Origin of the sequence: Massilia sp. CFBP9026 (genome assembly GCF_034045165.1) — a bacterium.
GTDB classification, from domain to species: domain Bacteria; phylum Pseudomonadota; class Gammaproteobacteria; order Burkholderiales; family Burkholderiaceae_D; genus Telluria; species Telluria arenae.
Map to the genome: position 1 here is coordinate 1 of NZ_JAXCWH010000008.1, position 13,847 is coordinate 13,847.

Sequence of the window (13,847 nt, forward strand, 5' to 3'; positions counted from 1 at the left end):
CTGGCTCCCAAACTATCTGGGCTGGCAGTGGGCGCTCGATGGCGGCCGAGTCACTTCTGTCGAGCAATTGCTGCGTATTGCATTCGGGGTCATCAACAGGTAACGATGACAGCGCCTTTTTTTTCGGCGGATGGCGCATCGCTTCACCCGCGCGCCAAAAAATCCCTTGAAATAGCAAACTCGGTCACGAAGTGAACAATTCACTAACCCGTGGCCTGCCGCGCATCGCTGTCGCGAACGCGGCGGTCCTTCCCCGCATTACCCGAACACGGAAAGGATCACCAATGTCAGTCAAACTCCGCAAGATCAACGAACAAGTCATGGTCATCACCGGCGCCACCAGCGGCATCGGCCTGTCGACCGCGCGCATGGCCGCCGAGCGCGGCGCCAGCATGGTGCTGGCGGCGCGCGCCGACGCTGCGCTGGAGGAGCTGGTTACCGAGCTGCGCGCGCGCGGCGCCGACGTCATCGCCGTCACCGCCGACGTCGGCAAGATCGAGGACATCGAGCGCATCGGCGACGCCGCCATCCGCGAATTCGGCCGCATCGACACCTGGGTCAACAACGCCGGCATCTCGATCTTCGGCCGCATCGAGGACATCTCGCCGGAAGACCATCACCGCCTGTTCCAGACCAATTTCTGGGGCGTCGTGAACGGCTCGCTGGAAGCGGTCAAGCGCATGAAGCTGCGCGGCGGCGGCGCCCTGATCAACCTGGGCAGCGAACTGTCCGACCACGGCATCCCGCTGCAGGGCATGTACGCGGCGTCCAAGCATGCGGTGAAAGGCTTCACCGATTCGCTGCGCATGGAACTGGAAAAGGAAGGCGCGCCGATGTCGGTCACCCTGGTCAAGCCGTCGGGCATCGACACCATGTTCGCGGTGCACGCCAAGAATTACATGGACAAGGAACCGAAGCTGCCATCGCCGGTGTACGCGCCCGAGCTGGTGGCCGACGCCATCCTGTATGCGGCCCAGCATCCGAAGCGCGACGTGTTCGTCGGCGGCGCGGCCAAGATGAATTCGTCGGGCGCCCGCTTCCTGCCGCGCGCCTTCGACAAATACGTGACTGCGACCATGTTCAAGGGCCAGAAGTCGGACGCGCCGGCCGACCCGGGCCGGCGCGACGCGCTGCACAAGCCCGACCACACGCGCGAACTGCGCGAGCGCCAGGGCATTTACCAGACCCATGAGCGCAGCCCGTACACCGCGGCCCAGCTGCGCTCGAAGCAGATCACCACCGCCCTGCTGGGCGGCGGCGCCCTGCTAGCGGCCTTCGCCCTGAGTCGGCGGACGGCTCGTTAAGAACTCGGTGTCCTCCTCGGTCAGCGGCAGATCGGGGATGGACTCGATGCGGTCGGTGTCGATGTCGGCGCCGTCCCTCGACACGGCGTCGCGGCCGGCCGCGGCGCGTTCGCCGGTGCCGCCCACGTCGCTGTCGCCCGAGAAATCGGCGTCGCCGACGTCCGGCCCGGCGGTGTCGCCGGCGTGGCTCGCTTCGAGGTCGGAGGTCGTGCCTTCATCGAAGTCGAGCATCTGTTCGGGATCGAGATTACCGGCGAAGCCAGGGCCGCCGACGACGTCGCTGCCGGTGTCCGAGATATCGCTCGGGCCGAGCGCGTCGATGCCGTGGCCCTTGCCGAGGTTGCGGTCTGGGCGTTCCGGGAAGTTGTCCGGATCAAGTGTGCTGGTGCCAGTCATAGTGCCTCCATAAGTGTTGATGAACCATGGAGACAGAGTACTGAATTTCGCCGCGCGGTGTCGCAGCGCAGGGCGGCGCGCCGGAACTCAGAACGCGCGCCGCATGCCCACGTTGAGCGAGGAACCATTGCCCGGCTTGACGCCCAGGTGCGCACCGGCCAGGTGCTGGACGCGCGAGTAGGCGGCATAGAAATCCATCCGGCGCGACATCGCATAGGTGGCGCCGACGGCGAGCTGGCGCGCATCGTCGTTGGCGGGATCGCGGTCGTTGCGGCGCACGTAGGACGCCAGCAGCGTGGTCTGGCGCGAAACCGGCACCGCCACCCCCATCAGCACGTCGCGGCTGTCGGTCGAGCGCGTGGCGGCGACGCTGGCGCCATAGGGATTGTCGGGATTGAACAGCGGCGAATTGCCCCAGCCGCGGTTGGCGCTGTAGGCGGTATAGGCCGTGCCCCAGTCGAAGCGCATATTGGCGGCGACGATGGAATTGCGGGCCGCCATTGTGATATCGACCTCGTTGTAGCGGGTGACCTTGGCCACGTTGCGGTTCTGGTGGGCGGCGCGGATATTGAGCGGCCCCAGGTTGACGCCGACCGTCATGCCCCAGGCGCGTCCCGACGGCGAGCCGTCGACGTCGCCCTTGCGCCACTTGGCGCCGGCGCTGACGCCGGCGAAGCGGCCCTCGAAGCCCTCGCTGTCGTCGGCGCGCATCCCGCGCGGGGCCGACTGCGCCGCCAGGCCGCCCTGGAAGGGATCGCCGACGTCGTTCAGGGCGGTGTAGTCGAGGTTGTACTGGCGTCCGGCGGTGACGCTGCTGCGCCACTCGCGCTCGGACGAAAGCGGAATCTCCGATTCGGTCTCGCGCGTAAAGATGGACGACTCGGCCGGCACCGTCTCGGCGCGCGCGGCCAGCTGCAGCTCGGCCAGGCAGTCGGCCCCGCAAACGGCTTCCTGGATCGCCCCGGCGCCGGCAACCTCCGCATGCGGACGGGCCGGTTCGTTCTGCGCCGAAGCGCACGCCGCGCTCCCTCCGAGCACGGCCAATGCGACGATGGACATTCTCATGGCGTCATTCTCTCCCTGACACCTACTATCCGCCTGTTATGGCAACCTGATCTGTCTAATACCTCACATAACCGAGAGTTTCGGCTCGCCCTTGATACGGCGCACAGGGCATTGATGTCCACCGTACACCGAATGGTGAACCGGTGCAATCTTTACGAGATTTCCAGAAATGTCGCCCTCAACGCCGCAACGCGGCGAAAGCGGCCGGCTCCCATTCGCGCAGCGCCAGCAGCAAGCCACTGCCGCGCCGCTGCGCCAGCGGCGCGGCCAGGCTTTCCTCGTGCAACTGGGCGAAGCGGGCGCGCATCAAGCGCAGCTCATGCTGCAGCTTGGCGCGCGCGCTGTCGGTCAACATCCCGTGCGCGAAGTCGAGGGTCTCGCCGCTCCCGTCGAAATCACCGGCGACGAACTCGGGCATGCCCTGGCCATTGAAGTAGCGCCGGATCGGGCCGTCGGCCAGCCAGTCGAAGTCGCGCGCCACATTGACCCGGATGCGGTTGCCGGGCAAGAGCGTGATCAGTTGCAGGCGGTCGAGGCGCAGCAGGTATTGCAGGCACTCGGCCTCGCTCAGCCGGTAGACACTGAGCATATCGAGCATGCGCCAATGGTTCAGCGCGCACACCGCCACCAGCAGCAGCTTGTCGTCCTGCACCAGTTCACTCTCCTGCTCGGCGCTCAGGGTGCGCAGGCGGCGCTGGCCGTTCTGGGCTTCCTGCGCGATCTCGGCCAGCGTAAAGCCGAGCAGGCTGCAGATTTCCACGATGCGCTCGAGCGTGAACTGCTCGCTGGCAAACAAGCGCTTGATGCTGGGCTCGGACAGGTCGAGCGCGACGGCAACGTCGCGGTAGGTCAAGCCTTGCAGCTTCAGCTGGCGCTTGAGGGTGGCGATAATCTGGCTGATTTGGGTCATGATGGGAACTCGAGGAACGATCAGGAAACGGTACCGGTCACCGCCGCGTGCCAGACCGGCACCGCGGCCAGCCTGACGGCGTTCTTGCCGTCGCGCTTGGCGGCGTACATCGCATGGTCGGCGCGCGCCAGCCAGGCATCGAGGTCGGGCTTGTCGGCGGGCGCGAACAGCGCCACGCCGATACTGGCGCCCACCGTGACGTCGGTGGTGCGCAAGGAGTAGGGTTCGCGGATGCAGGCGAGCAGCTTGCGCGCGGTATCTTCGGCGTCGCCCGGGCTGGCCAGCATCTCGAGCACCACCACGAATTCGTCGCCGGCCAGGCGCGCCACCAGGTCGGTCTTGCGCACGGCCGCGGCCAGGCGCGCGCCGAACTGGCGCAGCAGCTCGTCGCCCTCCTCGTGGCCGTGGGTGTCGTTGACCGCCTTGAAGCCGTCCATGTCGATGAACAGCAGCGCCGCCGGCATCGTGCTGCGCGAGGCCCGGGCCATGGTCTCGGGCAATGCTTCCATGAGCGCGCGCCGGTTCGGCAAGCCGGTCAGCACGTCGCGCAGCAGCAGCGCATTGAGTTCGGCGGTGCGTTCGGCCACCGCCGTTTCGAGATGCTCGTTCATCTGCTGCAGCGCGCGCCGGTACTGCGCTTCGCTGCTGACCAGGTCGCGCATCGTGCCCGACAACATGTTCGCTTCATGGAAACCGCTGATCTGCGGAATCGGCGGCAAGTCTTTCCCGCTCGCCGTGGCTTCGGTCACCCTTTCGATCGCCTGGCCCAGCTGGGCCATCGGCTGCGCCAGCCGGCGCGCCAGCAGCGCGGCCGCGAGCACCAGCAGCAGGCCCAGTAATGTGCTCCAGGCCAGCATGCGGCGCTTCAGCTCGCTGGCGCCCTGCAGGGCTTTTTCTTCATCCTGCCGCACCAGCACCGACCACTGCAGCGTCGCCGGATTGCCGGCGTGGCCGGTCTGGCTGAATCCCGTCAGATAGGTGCGCCCGCCCGGCCACGCCTCGCGCAGCGCGCCGGTGTCGCCCATATTGGCGCGGCGCAGGCTGGCGGTATCGATTTTCTGCTCGACCAGCTCCTGCGGCCCGAGCATGACGGTGCCGTCGGCGCGCACGACCAGGATCTCGGCGCCATATTCGCGCAGCGCCGGCGTGAGCAGCATCTGCGCCTGGCGGCGCGCCCATTCCCAGCTCAGGTGCAGGCCCAGCACGGCGAACAGCTCGCCCTCCTGGCTGAACACGGGCGTCGAGACGTCGACGAAGCGCCAGGGGTCGGGCCTTTGCGGCATCAGCTTTTCCAGCAACAGCGCCGGGTGGTAGTCGGTGGCGCGCACGCCATCGCGGCCAACCTGGAACCAGGGACGCATGCTGACGTCGTTCCCCTCCAGCAGCCCCATGGTCGAGGCGACCACCTTGCCCGAGTTGTCGGCCATGCCGATCCAGGCATAGTCAGGGAAGGTCTGCTGCAGGCTCTCGAGCGTGACCCGCGCCACCGCGGGATTGCGTGCCTGGCGCACCGACGGCAAGGCAGCCAGCAGGCGGGCATCGCCGACGGCCTGGTCGACGACCCGATTGAGCGCATCGCGCATCTGCCACGACAGTTGCTGCAGGCGCAACTCGGCTTCGGCATTCGCCTGGCGGACAGCGAAATGGTTCACCACCGCCAACTGCAACGCTACGGTCAATGCCACGGTGATGCACACTGCCAAGGTCATCAGGGTGGACAGGCGAAATTTGCAGAGCAGACCTTGCATAAGAGATTTGCGTAAACGTAATAACCCGTCATCATAGCGCTGAAACCAAGGGTGAGTTCATCCCTGGAAACAATGCACAAAGGAAATTTATTAGTCACCGGGGATTTTGGACAGAATGCAACACTTTAACGCAAGCCGAAGTCGTCGTAGCATTTCTTTTAGCAAAAAATTGTATTCATTTCTCTCCATTCTAGAACGGGCATTTCCGGAAAAATCGAATATGGGGAATAAGACATTCGACCGTGTCACTATTCGTTTTTGCCGACTGCCACAAGGAAGATATCGATGACCACCCATATGGACCGCTTCCAGGAGATGCAGATCTTTACGCGCATCGTGGAGCGGCGCAGTTTCACGCTCGCGGCCGACGAGCTGTCGCTGCCACGCGCGACCGTGACGAACGCGATCAAACGCCTGGAAGCGCGGCTCGCCACGCGCCTGCTGGACCGCACCACGCGGGTGGTCGCGCCGACGCTCGATGGCGAAGCGTATTACGAGCGCTGCGTGCGCCTGCTGGCCGATCTCGGTGAAATGGAAAGCGTCTTCACCCGCGCAGCGCCGACCGGCTTGCTGCGTGTGAACCTGCAAGCCACGCTGGCGCGCCGGGTCGTGGCGCCCCGCCTGCCGGCCTTCCTGGCGCGCTATCCGGGCATCGAACTGCAGATCGGCGAAGGGGACCGGCTGGTCGACCTGGTGCGCGAAGGCATCGACTGCGTGCTGCGCGTCGGTAATCTGCAGGACTCGTCGATGGTGGCCCAGCAAATCGCGCAGATCGCGCAAGTGACGTGCGCCAGCCCTGCATACCTGGAGCGCCATGGCCGGCCCGCCACGCTCGACGGCTTGCGGGAGCACCAGGCCGTGAACTTCATCTCCTCGGCGACCGGCAAGCCGTATCCGCTCGAATTCCTGGTCGACGGTGCGCTGCGCCAGCTGACCCTGCCAGGCCCGGTCTCGGTGACCGGCGCCGATATGTATACGGCCGGCGCGCTTGCCGGCCTGGGGCTGGTGCAGGTGCCGCGCTACCGCGTCGAACGCGAGCTGGCCGGGGGCGAACTCGAGGTCTTGCTGCCCGAGCTCGCGCCGCCGGCGCTGCCCGTGTATGTGCTGTATCCGCAGAGCCGCCAGTTGTCGCCGCGGGTGCGGGTATTCGTCGACTTCCTCAAGGATGCGTTCGCCGGCTTCGGCTGAGCGATTCGGTTACCATGAAGACACGCTTACCTATTCAATAAGGAGACCCCGATGCCGCGTTCCCCCTTCCGCCCCCTGCTCGCCGCCGCCCTGGCCATCGCCGCCCCCATATCGCTCGCGGGCCCGGTGGTGACGATCGACAGCGGCAAGGTGGAGGGAAAGCTCGACGCCGGCATCGCCAGCTGGAAAGGCATCCCCTTTGCCGCCCCGCCGGTGGGCGCGCTGCGCTGGCGCGCGCCGCACTCCGTCCAGTCCTGGGACGGAGTGCGCCAGGCCACCAGCTACGCCGCGGACTGCATGCAACTGCCCTTCCCCAGCGACGCCGCGCCGCTCGGTACCAAGCCCGATGAAGACTGCCTGTACCTGAACGTCTGGAAGCCGGCCAACGCCAAAGGCAAGCTCCCGGTGCTGGTCTGGATCTATGGCGGCGGCTTCGTCAACGGCGGCTCGTCGCCGCCGACCTATTCCGGCGCCGAGCTGGCGAAACAGGGCGTGGTGGTGGTCAGCTTCAATTACCGCATTGGCCGCTTCGGCTTCTTCGCCCATCCGCAACTGACGCAGGAAGCCGGCCAGAAGGTCGGCCAGGAAGCCGCGCTCGGCAACTACGGTTTCATGGACCAGGTCGCGGCGCTGGAATGGGTCAAGCGCAATGTGGCGAACTTCGGCGGCGATCCGGCCAACGTCACCATCAGCGGCGAATCGGCTGGCGGCATGTCGGTCAATTTCCTGCTCACGTCGCCAGCCAGCCGTGGGCTGTTCGCCAAGGCCGTCGTGATGTCAGGCGGCGATGGCGGCACGGCGCCGACGCCGCTGGCCGGCGCCGAAAAAGTCGGCGTGAACTTCGCGGTCGCCAAGGGCATCGCCGCCGACGATCCGAAGGCGCTCGACAAACTGCGCGCGCTGCCGGCCGACAGCGTCGTCGACGGGATGAACCTGGCCAACTTCAGGATGCAGGGCATGCCGACCTATCACGGGCCGTTCGCCGATGGCAGGCTGGCGATCGATTCGGGCGCCGCCTTCGCCGCCGGCCGCATGCACAAGGTGCCGGTGATGATCGGCGCCACCAGCGCCGACATCGGCGGCAAGACCGGCTATATGGTCGCAGGCGCGCGCAGCCTGGCGGCGACGCTGGCCGACCACGGCGTGCCGGTGTACGCCTACCGCTTCTCGTACGTGGCCGATTCCGTCGCCAAACCAGGCGCCGGCGCCGGCCATGCGACCGACATCCCCTTCTTCTTCGATACGGTGGCGGTCAAGTACGGCGAGCAGGCGACGGCCAAGGACATCGCCGTGGGCAAGGCGATGAGCACGTATATGGTGAACTTCGCCAAGCGCGGCGATCCGAATGGGGCGGGCTTGCCGGCTTGGCCGCGCTATGCGCGCTCGGGCGACCAGCTGATGGATTTCGCGGCGGAGGGCAAGCCGGTGGCGCAGAAGGATCCGTGGGGCGCCGAGATCGACTCCGCTGCAGCAGCCCGCCCTTGACCCGACCTGCGGCGCACCACTGGGGCGCCGCGGGCATCGCGCATCGTCTATAATATTGCTTGGGTGATCATACCGCTCAGGTATGACAGGATTTGCGCTGGTCGGGCCGCCACGCGGTTCGGCTACGCACGTCTACCATGACACTCACCCAGTATCGTTGCATCATTCCGGCCACCTCTTGGCCGCCCCGCTTCCCGCTTTCATCCGCCCCCCGCTGGCCCATTCCCGGCCATGCCGGACCGTCGGCTGCCAATTCATGAGACATACCGGACGGCGCATGCGCCGTCGCGGCTGGAAAACATTTATGCGCATAGAACGACGACTCTCCCATACATTCCAAGAATTCATTGCATCGGGCAAGGCCGGTGGCGCCATCCTGATCCTGTGCACCCTGGTTTCCCTGTCCATCGCCAATTCGGCGTGGGGCCCTTCCTACCTGGGCTTCTGGCACATCCCGCTCGGCGGCCTCACCGTCGAACTGTGGATCAACGACTTGCTGATGGCGGTGTTCTTCCTGCTCGTCGGCCTCGAACTCAAGCGCGAGATGTACAACGGCGAATTGTCCGACCTGCGCAACGCCATGCTGCCGATCCTGGCGGCGGCCGGCGGCATCGTGGTGCCGGCCGGGATCCACTTCGCCCTCAACGGCGGCACGCCGACCCAGCCCGGCGTCGGCATCCCGATGGCCACCGACATCGCCTTCGCCCTGGGCGTGCTGGCGCTGCTGGGCAACCGAGTGCCGGCCTCGCTCAAGGTGTTCCTGACCGCACTGGCCGTGATGGACGACCTGGGCGCCATCATCGTCATCGCCGTGTTCTATACAGCCCAGCTGTCGGTGGCTTACCTGGCGGGCGCCCTCGCGGTCTTCGTGGCGCTGCGCGTGATGAACAAGTACCTGCGCGTGCTGGCCCTGTGGCCCTATCTGCTGGGCGGGGCGCTGATGTGGTTCCTGATGCTCAAGTCGGGCGTGCACGCCACCATCGCCGGCGTGCTGCTGGCCTTCACCATTCCCTATTCGGCGCTGGAAGACGATGCCAATTCTCCATCGCACCGCCTGGAACACGCGCTGCACAAGCCGGTGGCCTTCCTGATCCTGCCGATCTTCGCGCTGGCCAATACCGGCATCGTGATCGGCGCCGACTGGGCCGGCGAGCTGGCCTCGCTCAACAGCCTCGGCATCCTGGTCGGCCTGGTGCTCGGCAAGCCGGTCGGCATCCTGCTGTTCAGCTTTGCGGCGGTCGCGATCGGCGTATGCCGCCTGCCGCTCGACCTGGCCTGGCGCCACGTGCTGGGCGCCGGCATGCTGGGCGGCATCGGCTTCACGATGTCGATCTTCATCACGAACCTTGCGTTCGTGGGGCATGCGGATATCATCAACGCCTCGAAGATGTCGATCCTGGCCGCTTCGGTGATTGCAGGCACGATCGGCTTCGTCTGGCTCAAGCTCATGGGCGCGCCGCTGGCTTCCGACCGCGACCTGGACACCATGGACTTCGACGTCGATCCGCCCACGCAAGCGAAATAAACCAGGCCACCAATGAACAAGGTCATCCACCCCGCGCGCGCGGTCGCCCTGGGCTTCCTGCTGGCGATCCTCGCGGGCACCGCCATGCTCATGCTGCCGCTGGCGCGCGCCGACGGCAGCGCCGTGCCGCTGATGGTGGCCTTCTTCACCTCGGTGTCGGCGGTGTGCGTGACCGGACTGATCCTGGTCGATACGGGAACCTACTGGTCCGGCTTCGGCCAGTCGACGATCATGGTCCTGTTCCAGCTGGGCGGCCTGGGCATGATGACCGCCGCCACCCTGCTCGGCCTCATGGTGAACCGCTCGCCCAAGCTGCGCACGCGCCTGATGACCCAGACCGAAACGCGTTCGATCGGCATGGGCGACATCTCGAGCGTGGCGCGGGTGGTGCTGGTGGTGTCGGTGCTGTTCCAGCTGGCGATCGCGGCGATGCTGACGCTCAGGCTGCAATCCGACTACGGCATGGCCTGGGGCGAGGCCGGCTGGGTCGGCCTGTTCCATGCGGTGTCCGCCTTCAACAACGCCGGGTTCTCGATCCACCCGGACAGCATGATCCGCTATGCGGGTGACGCCGGCATCCTGGTGCCGGTCATGCTCGCCGCCATCATCGGCGGCGTGGGTTTTCCGGTGCTGCACGACCTGCGCCACCGCTTCCGCGATCCGCGCCATTGGTCGCTGCACACCAAGCTGACCCTGTCCGGCACCCTGATCCTGCTATTGCTGGGCTATGTCGCCATCCTGCTGTTCGAATGGAAGAATCCCCAGACCCTGGGCGCCTTTGGCCTGGTCGACAAGCTCATGAACGGGATGTTCATGTCGGCGGCGGCCCGCACGTCCGGCTTCAACACGGTCGACGTGGCGGCGCTGACCCGCGAAACCTGGGCCCTGCATTATTTTTTGATGTTCATCGGCGGCGGCAGCGCGGGCACGGCGGGCGGGGTCAAGGTGGGCACGGTGGCGGTGCTGGTGCTGCTGGTGATTGCCGAGGCGAAGGGCCACACCGATACCGAGGCCTTCGGACGCCGGGTCGGTTCGTCCGCCCAGCGCCAGGCGATCACGGTGCTGGTGCTGGGCAGCGTCGTCGTCGCCTTCGGCACCGTGGCCCTGCTGCGGATCTCGCATTTCCCGACCGACCAGGTCATCTTCGAGGTGATCGCCGCCTTCGGCAGCGCCGGCCTGTCGACCGGCATCACCGCCGACCTGCCGCCCTCCGGCCAGCTGGTGCTGGCCCTGCTCATGTTCGTGGGCCGGGTCGGCACGATCACCTTCGCGACCTCGCTGGTACTGGGCGAGCGGCGCATGCCTTACCGTTATCCTGAGGAGCATCCAATTGTTGGGTAGAATTTTCACAGAGCAGTTTGCGTTTTCCTCTGGCGACAGCGTGGTCGTCATCGGCCTCGGACGCTTTGGCGGCGCGGTGGCGCAGTCGCTGATGCGCCTGGGCCATGACGTCATGGGCATCGACACGCGCGAAGACCTGGTGCAGATCTGGGGCGACCGCCTGACCCACGCCGTGCAGGCCGACTCGACCAACGAGAACGTGATGCTGCAGCTGGGCGTGGCCGACTTCTCGCACGCGATCGTCGGCATCGGCTCGGACCTCGCGGCCAGCCTGATGACCCTGATGGTCTTGACCGAACTGGGCATCAAGGACATCTGGGTCAAGGCCATGACGCCGGAGCACGGCCAGATCGCGCAGCGCATCGGCGCCCACCACGTGATCTACCCAGAGGCCGACATGGGCGCGCGCGTGGCGCACCTGATCACCGGGCGCATGATGGACTTCATCGAGTTCGAGGACGGGTTTGCGATTGCCAAGATCAATGCGCCAGCCGAGACCCACAACCGGACGCTGGCCGAAGCCCACGTGCGCACCCGCTTCGGCGTGACGGTGGTGGGCGTCAAGCGCGCCAACGAGGATTTCCAGCATGCGCTGCCGGAAACGACGATCCGATCGGCCGACCTGTTGATCGTGTCGGGGCCGACCAAGAAGATCGAGATGTTCGCGGCCGGGGGCAAGAAGCGCAAGGCGACGTAGACAAGCTGGCGCAGAGCCCGGGGGGCGTCGTGCACCGATGATCGGATGGCTCAACTGTGCACCTGTGGTGGACGCTCGCATGGGATGATGATAAAAATACACATCCCCAAGAAAACCACCGGGACGGTCCCGGGCACGCGTGAGGAAACCAACCATGTCGAAACCATCGAGTATTGCCGTCGCACTCGCAACCGTCCTGTGCGCCGCCTGCAGCACCGGCACGGCGCCATCGACCAACCCCGCCGCACGGGACACCCAGGCCATCGCCTTGACCGGCACGACCTGGCGCCTGCACGAAATCCAGTCGATGGACGACGCCACGGGCACCACGCGGCCGGCGCCGGACCGGGTCTATACCATGCAGCTGGCCCCGGACGGCCGCGCCGCGTTCCAGCTCGACTGCAATCGGGGCTCGACGTCATACACCATGGGGACCAGCGAGCCGGGCCGGGGCACACTTACGTTCAGCAACCTGGCGATGACGCGGGCGATGTGCCCGCCAGGGTCGCTCGACAGCCGCATCGCCAGGGATATGGCGTATGTTCGCTCATACATGATGCAGGGCGGGATGCTGTCCTTGAGCCTGATGGCCGATGGGGGCATCTATGTCTGGAAACCGGAGACGACCACACCGGCCACCCGGTGAACGTGCCAGCTTCCTTCCATCAGCGGACGGCGCCGATCTAGCGGGTCGTCACCCTGCTGGACAGAACGGCGCCAACGAGCGCGGTAAACTCTGCGCAAGCGGTATCTGCCGCTTCCCTCGTGGCGCCTTGCAGGATCGTATTCTGATCGCGCAGCAGTCCGATCTGCATCGCCATCAGGCGCTCGGCATTACCTGGCGCATGGATACCCGCCGCCTTGCAGATGGCGTCGATGCGCCGGCCGAGTAGTTCCGACACATCCGGCGGCGAGGCTTCGCCGGTCGATGTGTAGCTCGTCGGGGCAGCATCGTCAGGCATAGCTTGCTCGTGCAGGATCTTGCCCACGACCGCGCCGAGTTGCGCCTGCGCCGCATCACGAGGGACGGCGCCGGCGTCGCCAGTGGCCCCAAGTTGCAGCAATACACGCTCGACCGCGCGCAGTGTATCGCACAGCCTCGACATATCCGGCGCATCCTCACCCAGGCGCGCTTGGGTCACACTGACGATCGACAGCGCGGCTGCCACGCAATGGCGAACCTGCTGAAGGCTGCGCTCGGCGTCCGCGCCCCGACGAGCCCTGGCATGGTCGATGACGTCGGCACGCGCCTGCAGCGGCTGGCCGCTTTCGTCCGCCGCCCTGCGCGCCCTCTCTTGCGCAGCCGGCGACGACGCGTCGCTCGACATGCGTTCCCAGTCCGCCAGGCTGAATTGCCCGAGCGGCTCGCCGGATTGGCCCAGCACTGGAACCTGCATCCTGATCGTCGTCGCCAACGAACTGTTCATCCACTCGAGCGGCGCCACGCGATATCCGGGGTCGCCATCCTCGTCCACCTGCGGATGCACGGTCTCCCAGAAACGCACGAGCAGGCCCTCTACCAGCAGCAGACCGCGCACGAGCCCTTCGAAACCATGCCGGTGCGTCCAGGCTTCGGTGAGCCAGGCGGCGATCTGCAGATCCTTGGCGTGTCTCTTCAATACCGCCTTGCAGCCCTCCTCGACTCTGGCCCAATCGGCGCGCCTCCGAGGCTTGTCCCACGCGCCCATCGGCAGACTCGGATCGTCTTCCCGGCGCGCCTCGCGTAATACGTCGAAAATGGGGTCGAAGCGGATCGGCGGTCCGGTGGGCAGGTCGTCCCTGATTGGGTGGAGGAGCGACTCCAGTTCGGTGTGGTGTTCGGCGCTCAGTGGCGAGGCTGGCTGGGTAACGTCGATATCGGTCATGTGGCGGAAAATGATGGATGGTCTCGACACGATTATTGCGCTCGTGACGGGATTGGTCCATGTCTTTTCTTGTCGCTCGAAGTTATCGCCACTTGCGCGGAGGGCGCAGCTTCCTGGCTGTGTAGGCTGGAATTGGCCGTGTATGACGAAAAAAGCCCCAACTTGTGGGGCTCTTGTTCAGTATGCTTGGCGGAAGCGGTGAGATTCGAACTCACGAACGGGTTCCCCCGTCGGCAGTTTTCAAGACTGCTGCCTTCAACCACTCGGCCACGCTTCCCTAGGGAACCGGCATTATACATAAATCATCTAGGCTGGTCAGGTTA

At 66.0% G+C, this 13,847-nt stretch carries 12 protein-coding genes, 1 tRNA gene and 1 pseudogene; 8 read left to right on the forward strand and 6 right to left on the reverse strand.

Features of this window, described 5'->3' with window-relative positions:
- Positions 1–103: pseudogene (locus tag SOM28_RS26365) on the forward strand (IS1595 family transposase); the annotation flags it as partial.
- Between the two features lie 181 nt (positions 104–284).
- Positions 285–1,304, forward strand: a complete 1,020-nt coding sequence (locus tag SOM28_RS19235) for an SDR family oxidoreductase (RefSeq protein WP_320469103.1) — start codon at positions 285–287, stop codon at positions 1,302–1,304.
- Here SOM28_RS19235 and SOM28_RS19240 read toward each other — a convergent pair.
- The 4 genes from SOM28_RS19240 to SOM28_RS19255 all read right to left on the reverse strand — a co-directional run bounded on the left by SOM28_RS19240 (position 1,266) and on the right by SOM28_RS19255 (position 5,423).
- Positions 1,266–1,700, reverse strand: a complete 435-nt coding sequence (locus SOM28_RS19240) for a hypothetical protein (RefSeq protein WP_123070559.1) — start codon at positions 1,698–1,700, stop codon at positions 1,266–1,268. The two genes, SOM28_RS19235 and SOM28_RS19240, sit on opposite strands and share 39 nt — an antisense overlap.
- A gap of 87 nt (positions 1,701–1,787) precedes the next feature.
- Positions 1,788–2,765, reverse strand: a complete 978-nt coding sequence (locus tag SOM28_RS19245; RefSeq protein ID WP_123070560.1) for a porin — start codon at positions 2,763–2,765, stop codon at positions 1,788–1,790.
- 178 nt (positions 2,766–2,943) lie between these two features.
- Positions 2,944–3,675 carry a helix-turn-helix domain-containing protein gene (locus tag SOM28_RS19250; protein WP_123070561.1) on the reverse strand — a complete coding sequence of 244 codons (732 nt, stop codon included), beginning with the start codon at positions 3,673–3,675 and terminating at the stop codon, positions 2,944–2,946.
- 20 nt (positions 3,676–3,695) lie between these two features.
- Positions 3,696–5,423, reverse strand: a complete 1,728-nt coding sequence (locus tag SOM28_RS19255) for a diguanylate cyclase domain-containing protein (RefSeq protein ID WP_320469104.1) — start codon at positions 5,421–5,423, stop codon at positions 3,696–3,698.
- 297 nt (positions 5,424–5,720) lie between these two features.
- Between SOM28_RS19255 and SOM28_RS19260 the strand changes: the two genes are divergently transcribed.
- From SOM28_RS19260 to SOM28_RS19285, 6 genes are all read left to right on the forward strand, one after another.
- Positions 5,721–6,611 (forward strand): LysR family transcriptional regulator, encoded by an 891-nt coding sequence (locus SOM28_RS19260; protein ID WP_123070579.1) that lies wholly within the window; start codon positions 5,721–5,723, stop codon positions 6,609–6,611.
- A gap of 51 nt (positions 6,612–6,662) precedes the next feature.
- Positions 6,663–8,096 (forward strand): carboxylesterase/lipase family protein, encoded by a 1,434-nt coding sequence (locus SOM28_RS19265; protein ID WP_320469105.1) that lies wholly within the window; start codon positions 6,663–6,665, stop codon positions 8,094–8,096.
- Between the two features lie 304 nt (positions 8,097–8,400).
- Positions 8,401–9,621, forward strand: coding sequence for a Na+/H+ antiporter NhaA (gene nhaA / locus SOM28_RS19270; protein ID WP_123070564.1), 1,221 nt, complete (start codon positions 8,401–8,403; stop codon positions 9,619–9,621).
- Positions 9,622–9,633: 12 nt separating this feature from the next.
- Complete coding sequence (locus SOM28_RS19275) at positions 9,634–10,962, forward strand: TrkH family potassium uptake protein (protein WP_123070565.1); 1,329 nt, start codon at positions 9,634–9,636, stop codon at positions 10,960–10,962.
- Between the two features lie 40 nt (positions 10,963–11,002).
- Complete coding sequence (locus SOM28_RS19280; RefSeq protein ID WP_229415005.1) at positions 11,003–11,659, forward strand: potassium channel family protein; 657 nt, start codon at positions 11,003–11,005, stop codon at positions 11,657–11,659.
- Between the two features lie 154 nt (positions 11,660–11,813).
- Positions 11,814–12,305 (forward strand): META domain-containing protein, encoded by a 492-nt coding sequence (locus SOM28_RS19285; RefSeq protein ID WP_123070567.1) that lies wholly within the window; start codon positions 11,814–11,816, stop codon positions 12,303–12,305.
- A 37-nt stretch (positions 12,306–12,342) separates the two neighbouring features.
- On the opposite strand, the gene tssA is transcribed toward SOM28_RS19285, so the two are convergent.
- Both tssA and SOM28_RS19295 read right to left on the reverse strand, forming a co-directional pair.
- The gene (gene tssA, locus SOM28_RS19290; RefSeq protein WP_320469106.1) at positions 12,343–13,524 is read right to left on the reverse strand and encodes a type VI secretion system protein TssA; all 1,182 of its coding nucleotides are present in this window, start codon (positions 13,522–13,524) and stop codon (positions 12,343–12,345) included.
- 187 nt (positions 13,525–13,711) lie between these two features.
- Positions 13,712–13,801: transfer RNA gene (locus SOM28_RS19295), tRNA-Ser, on the reverse strand.
- Positions 13,802–13,847 lie beyond the last annotated feature (46 nt).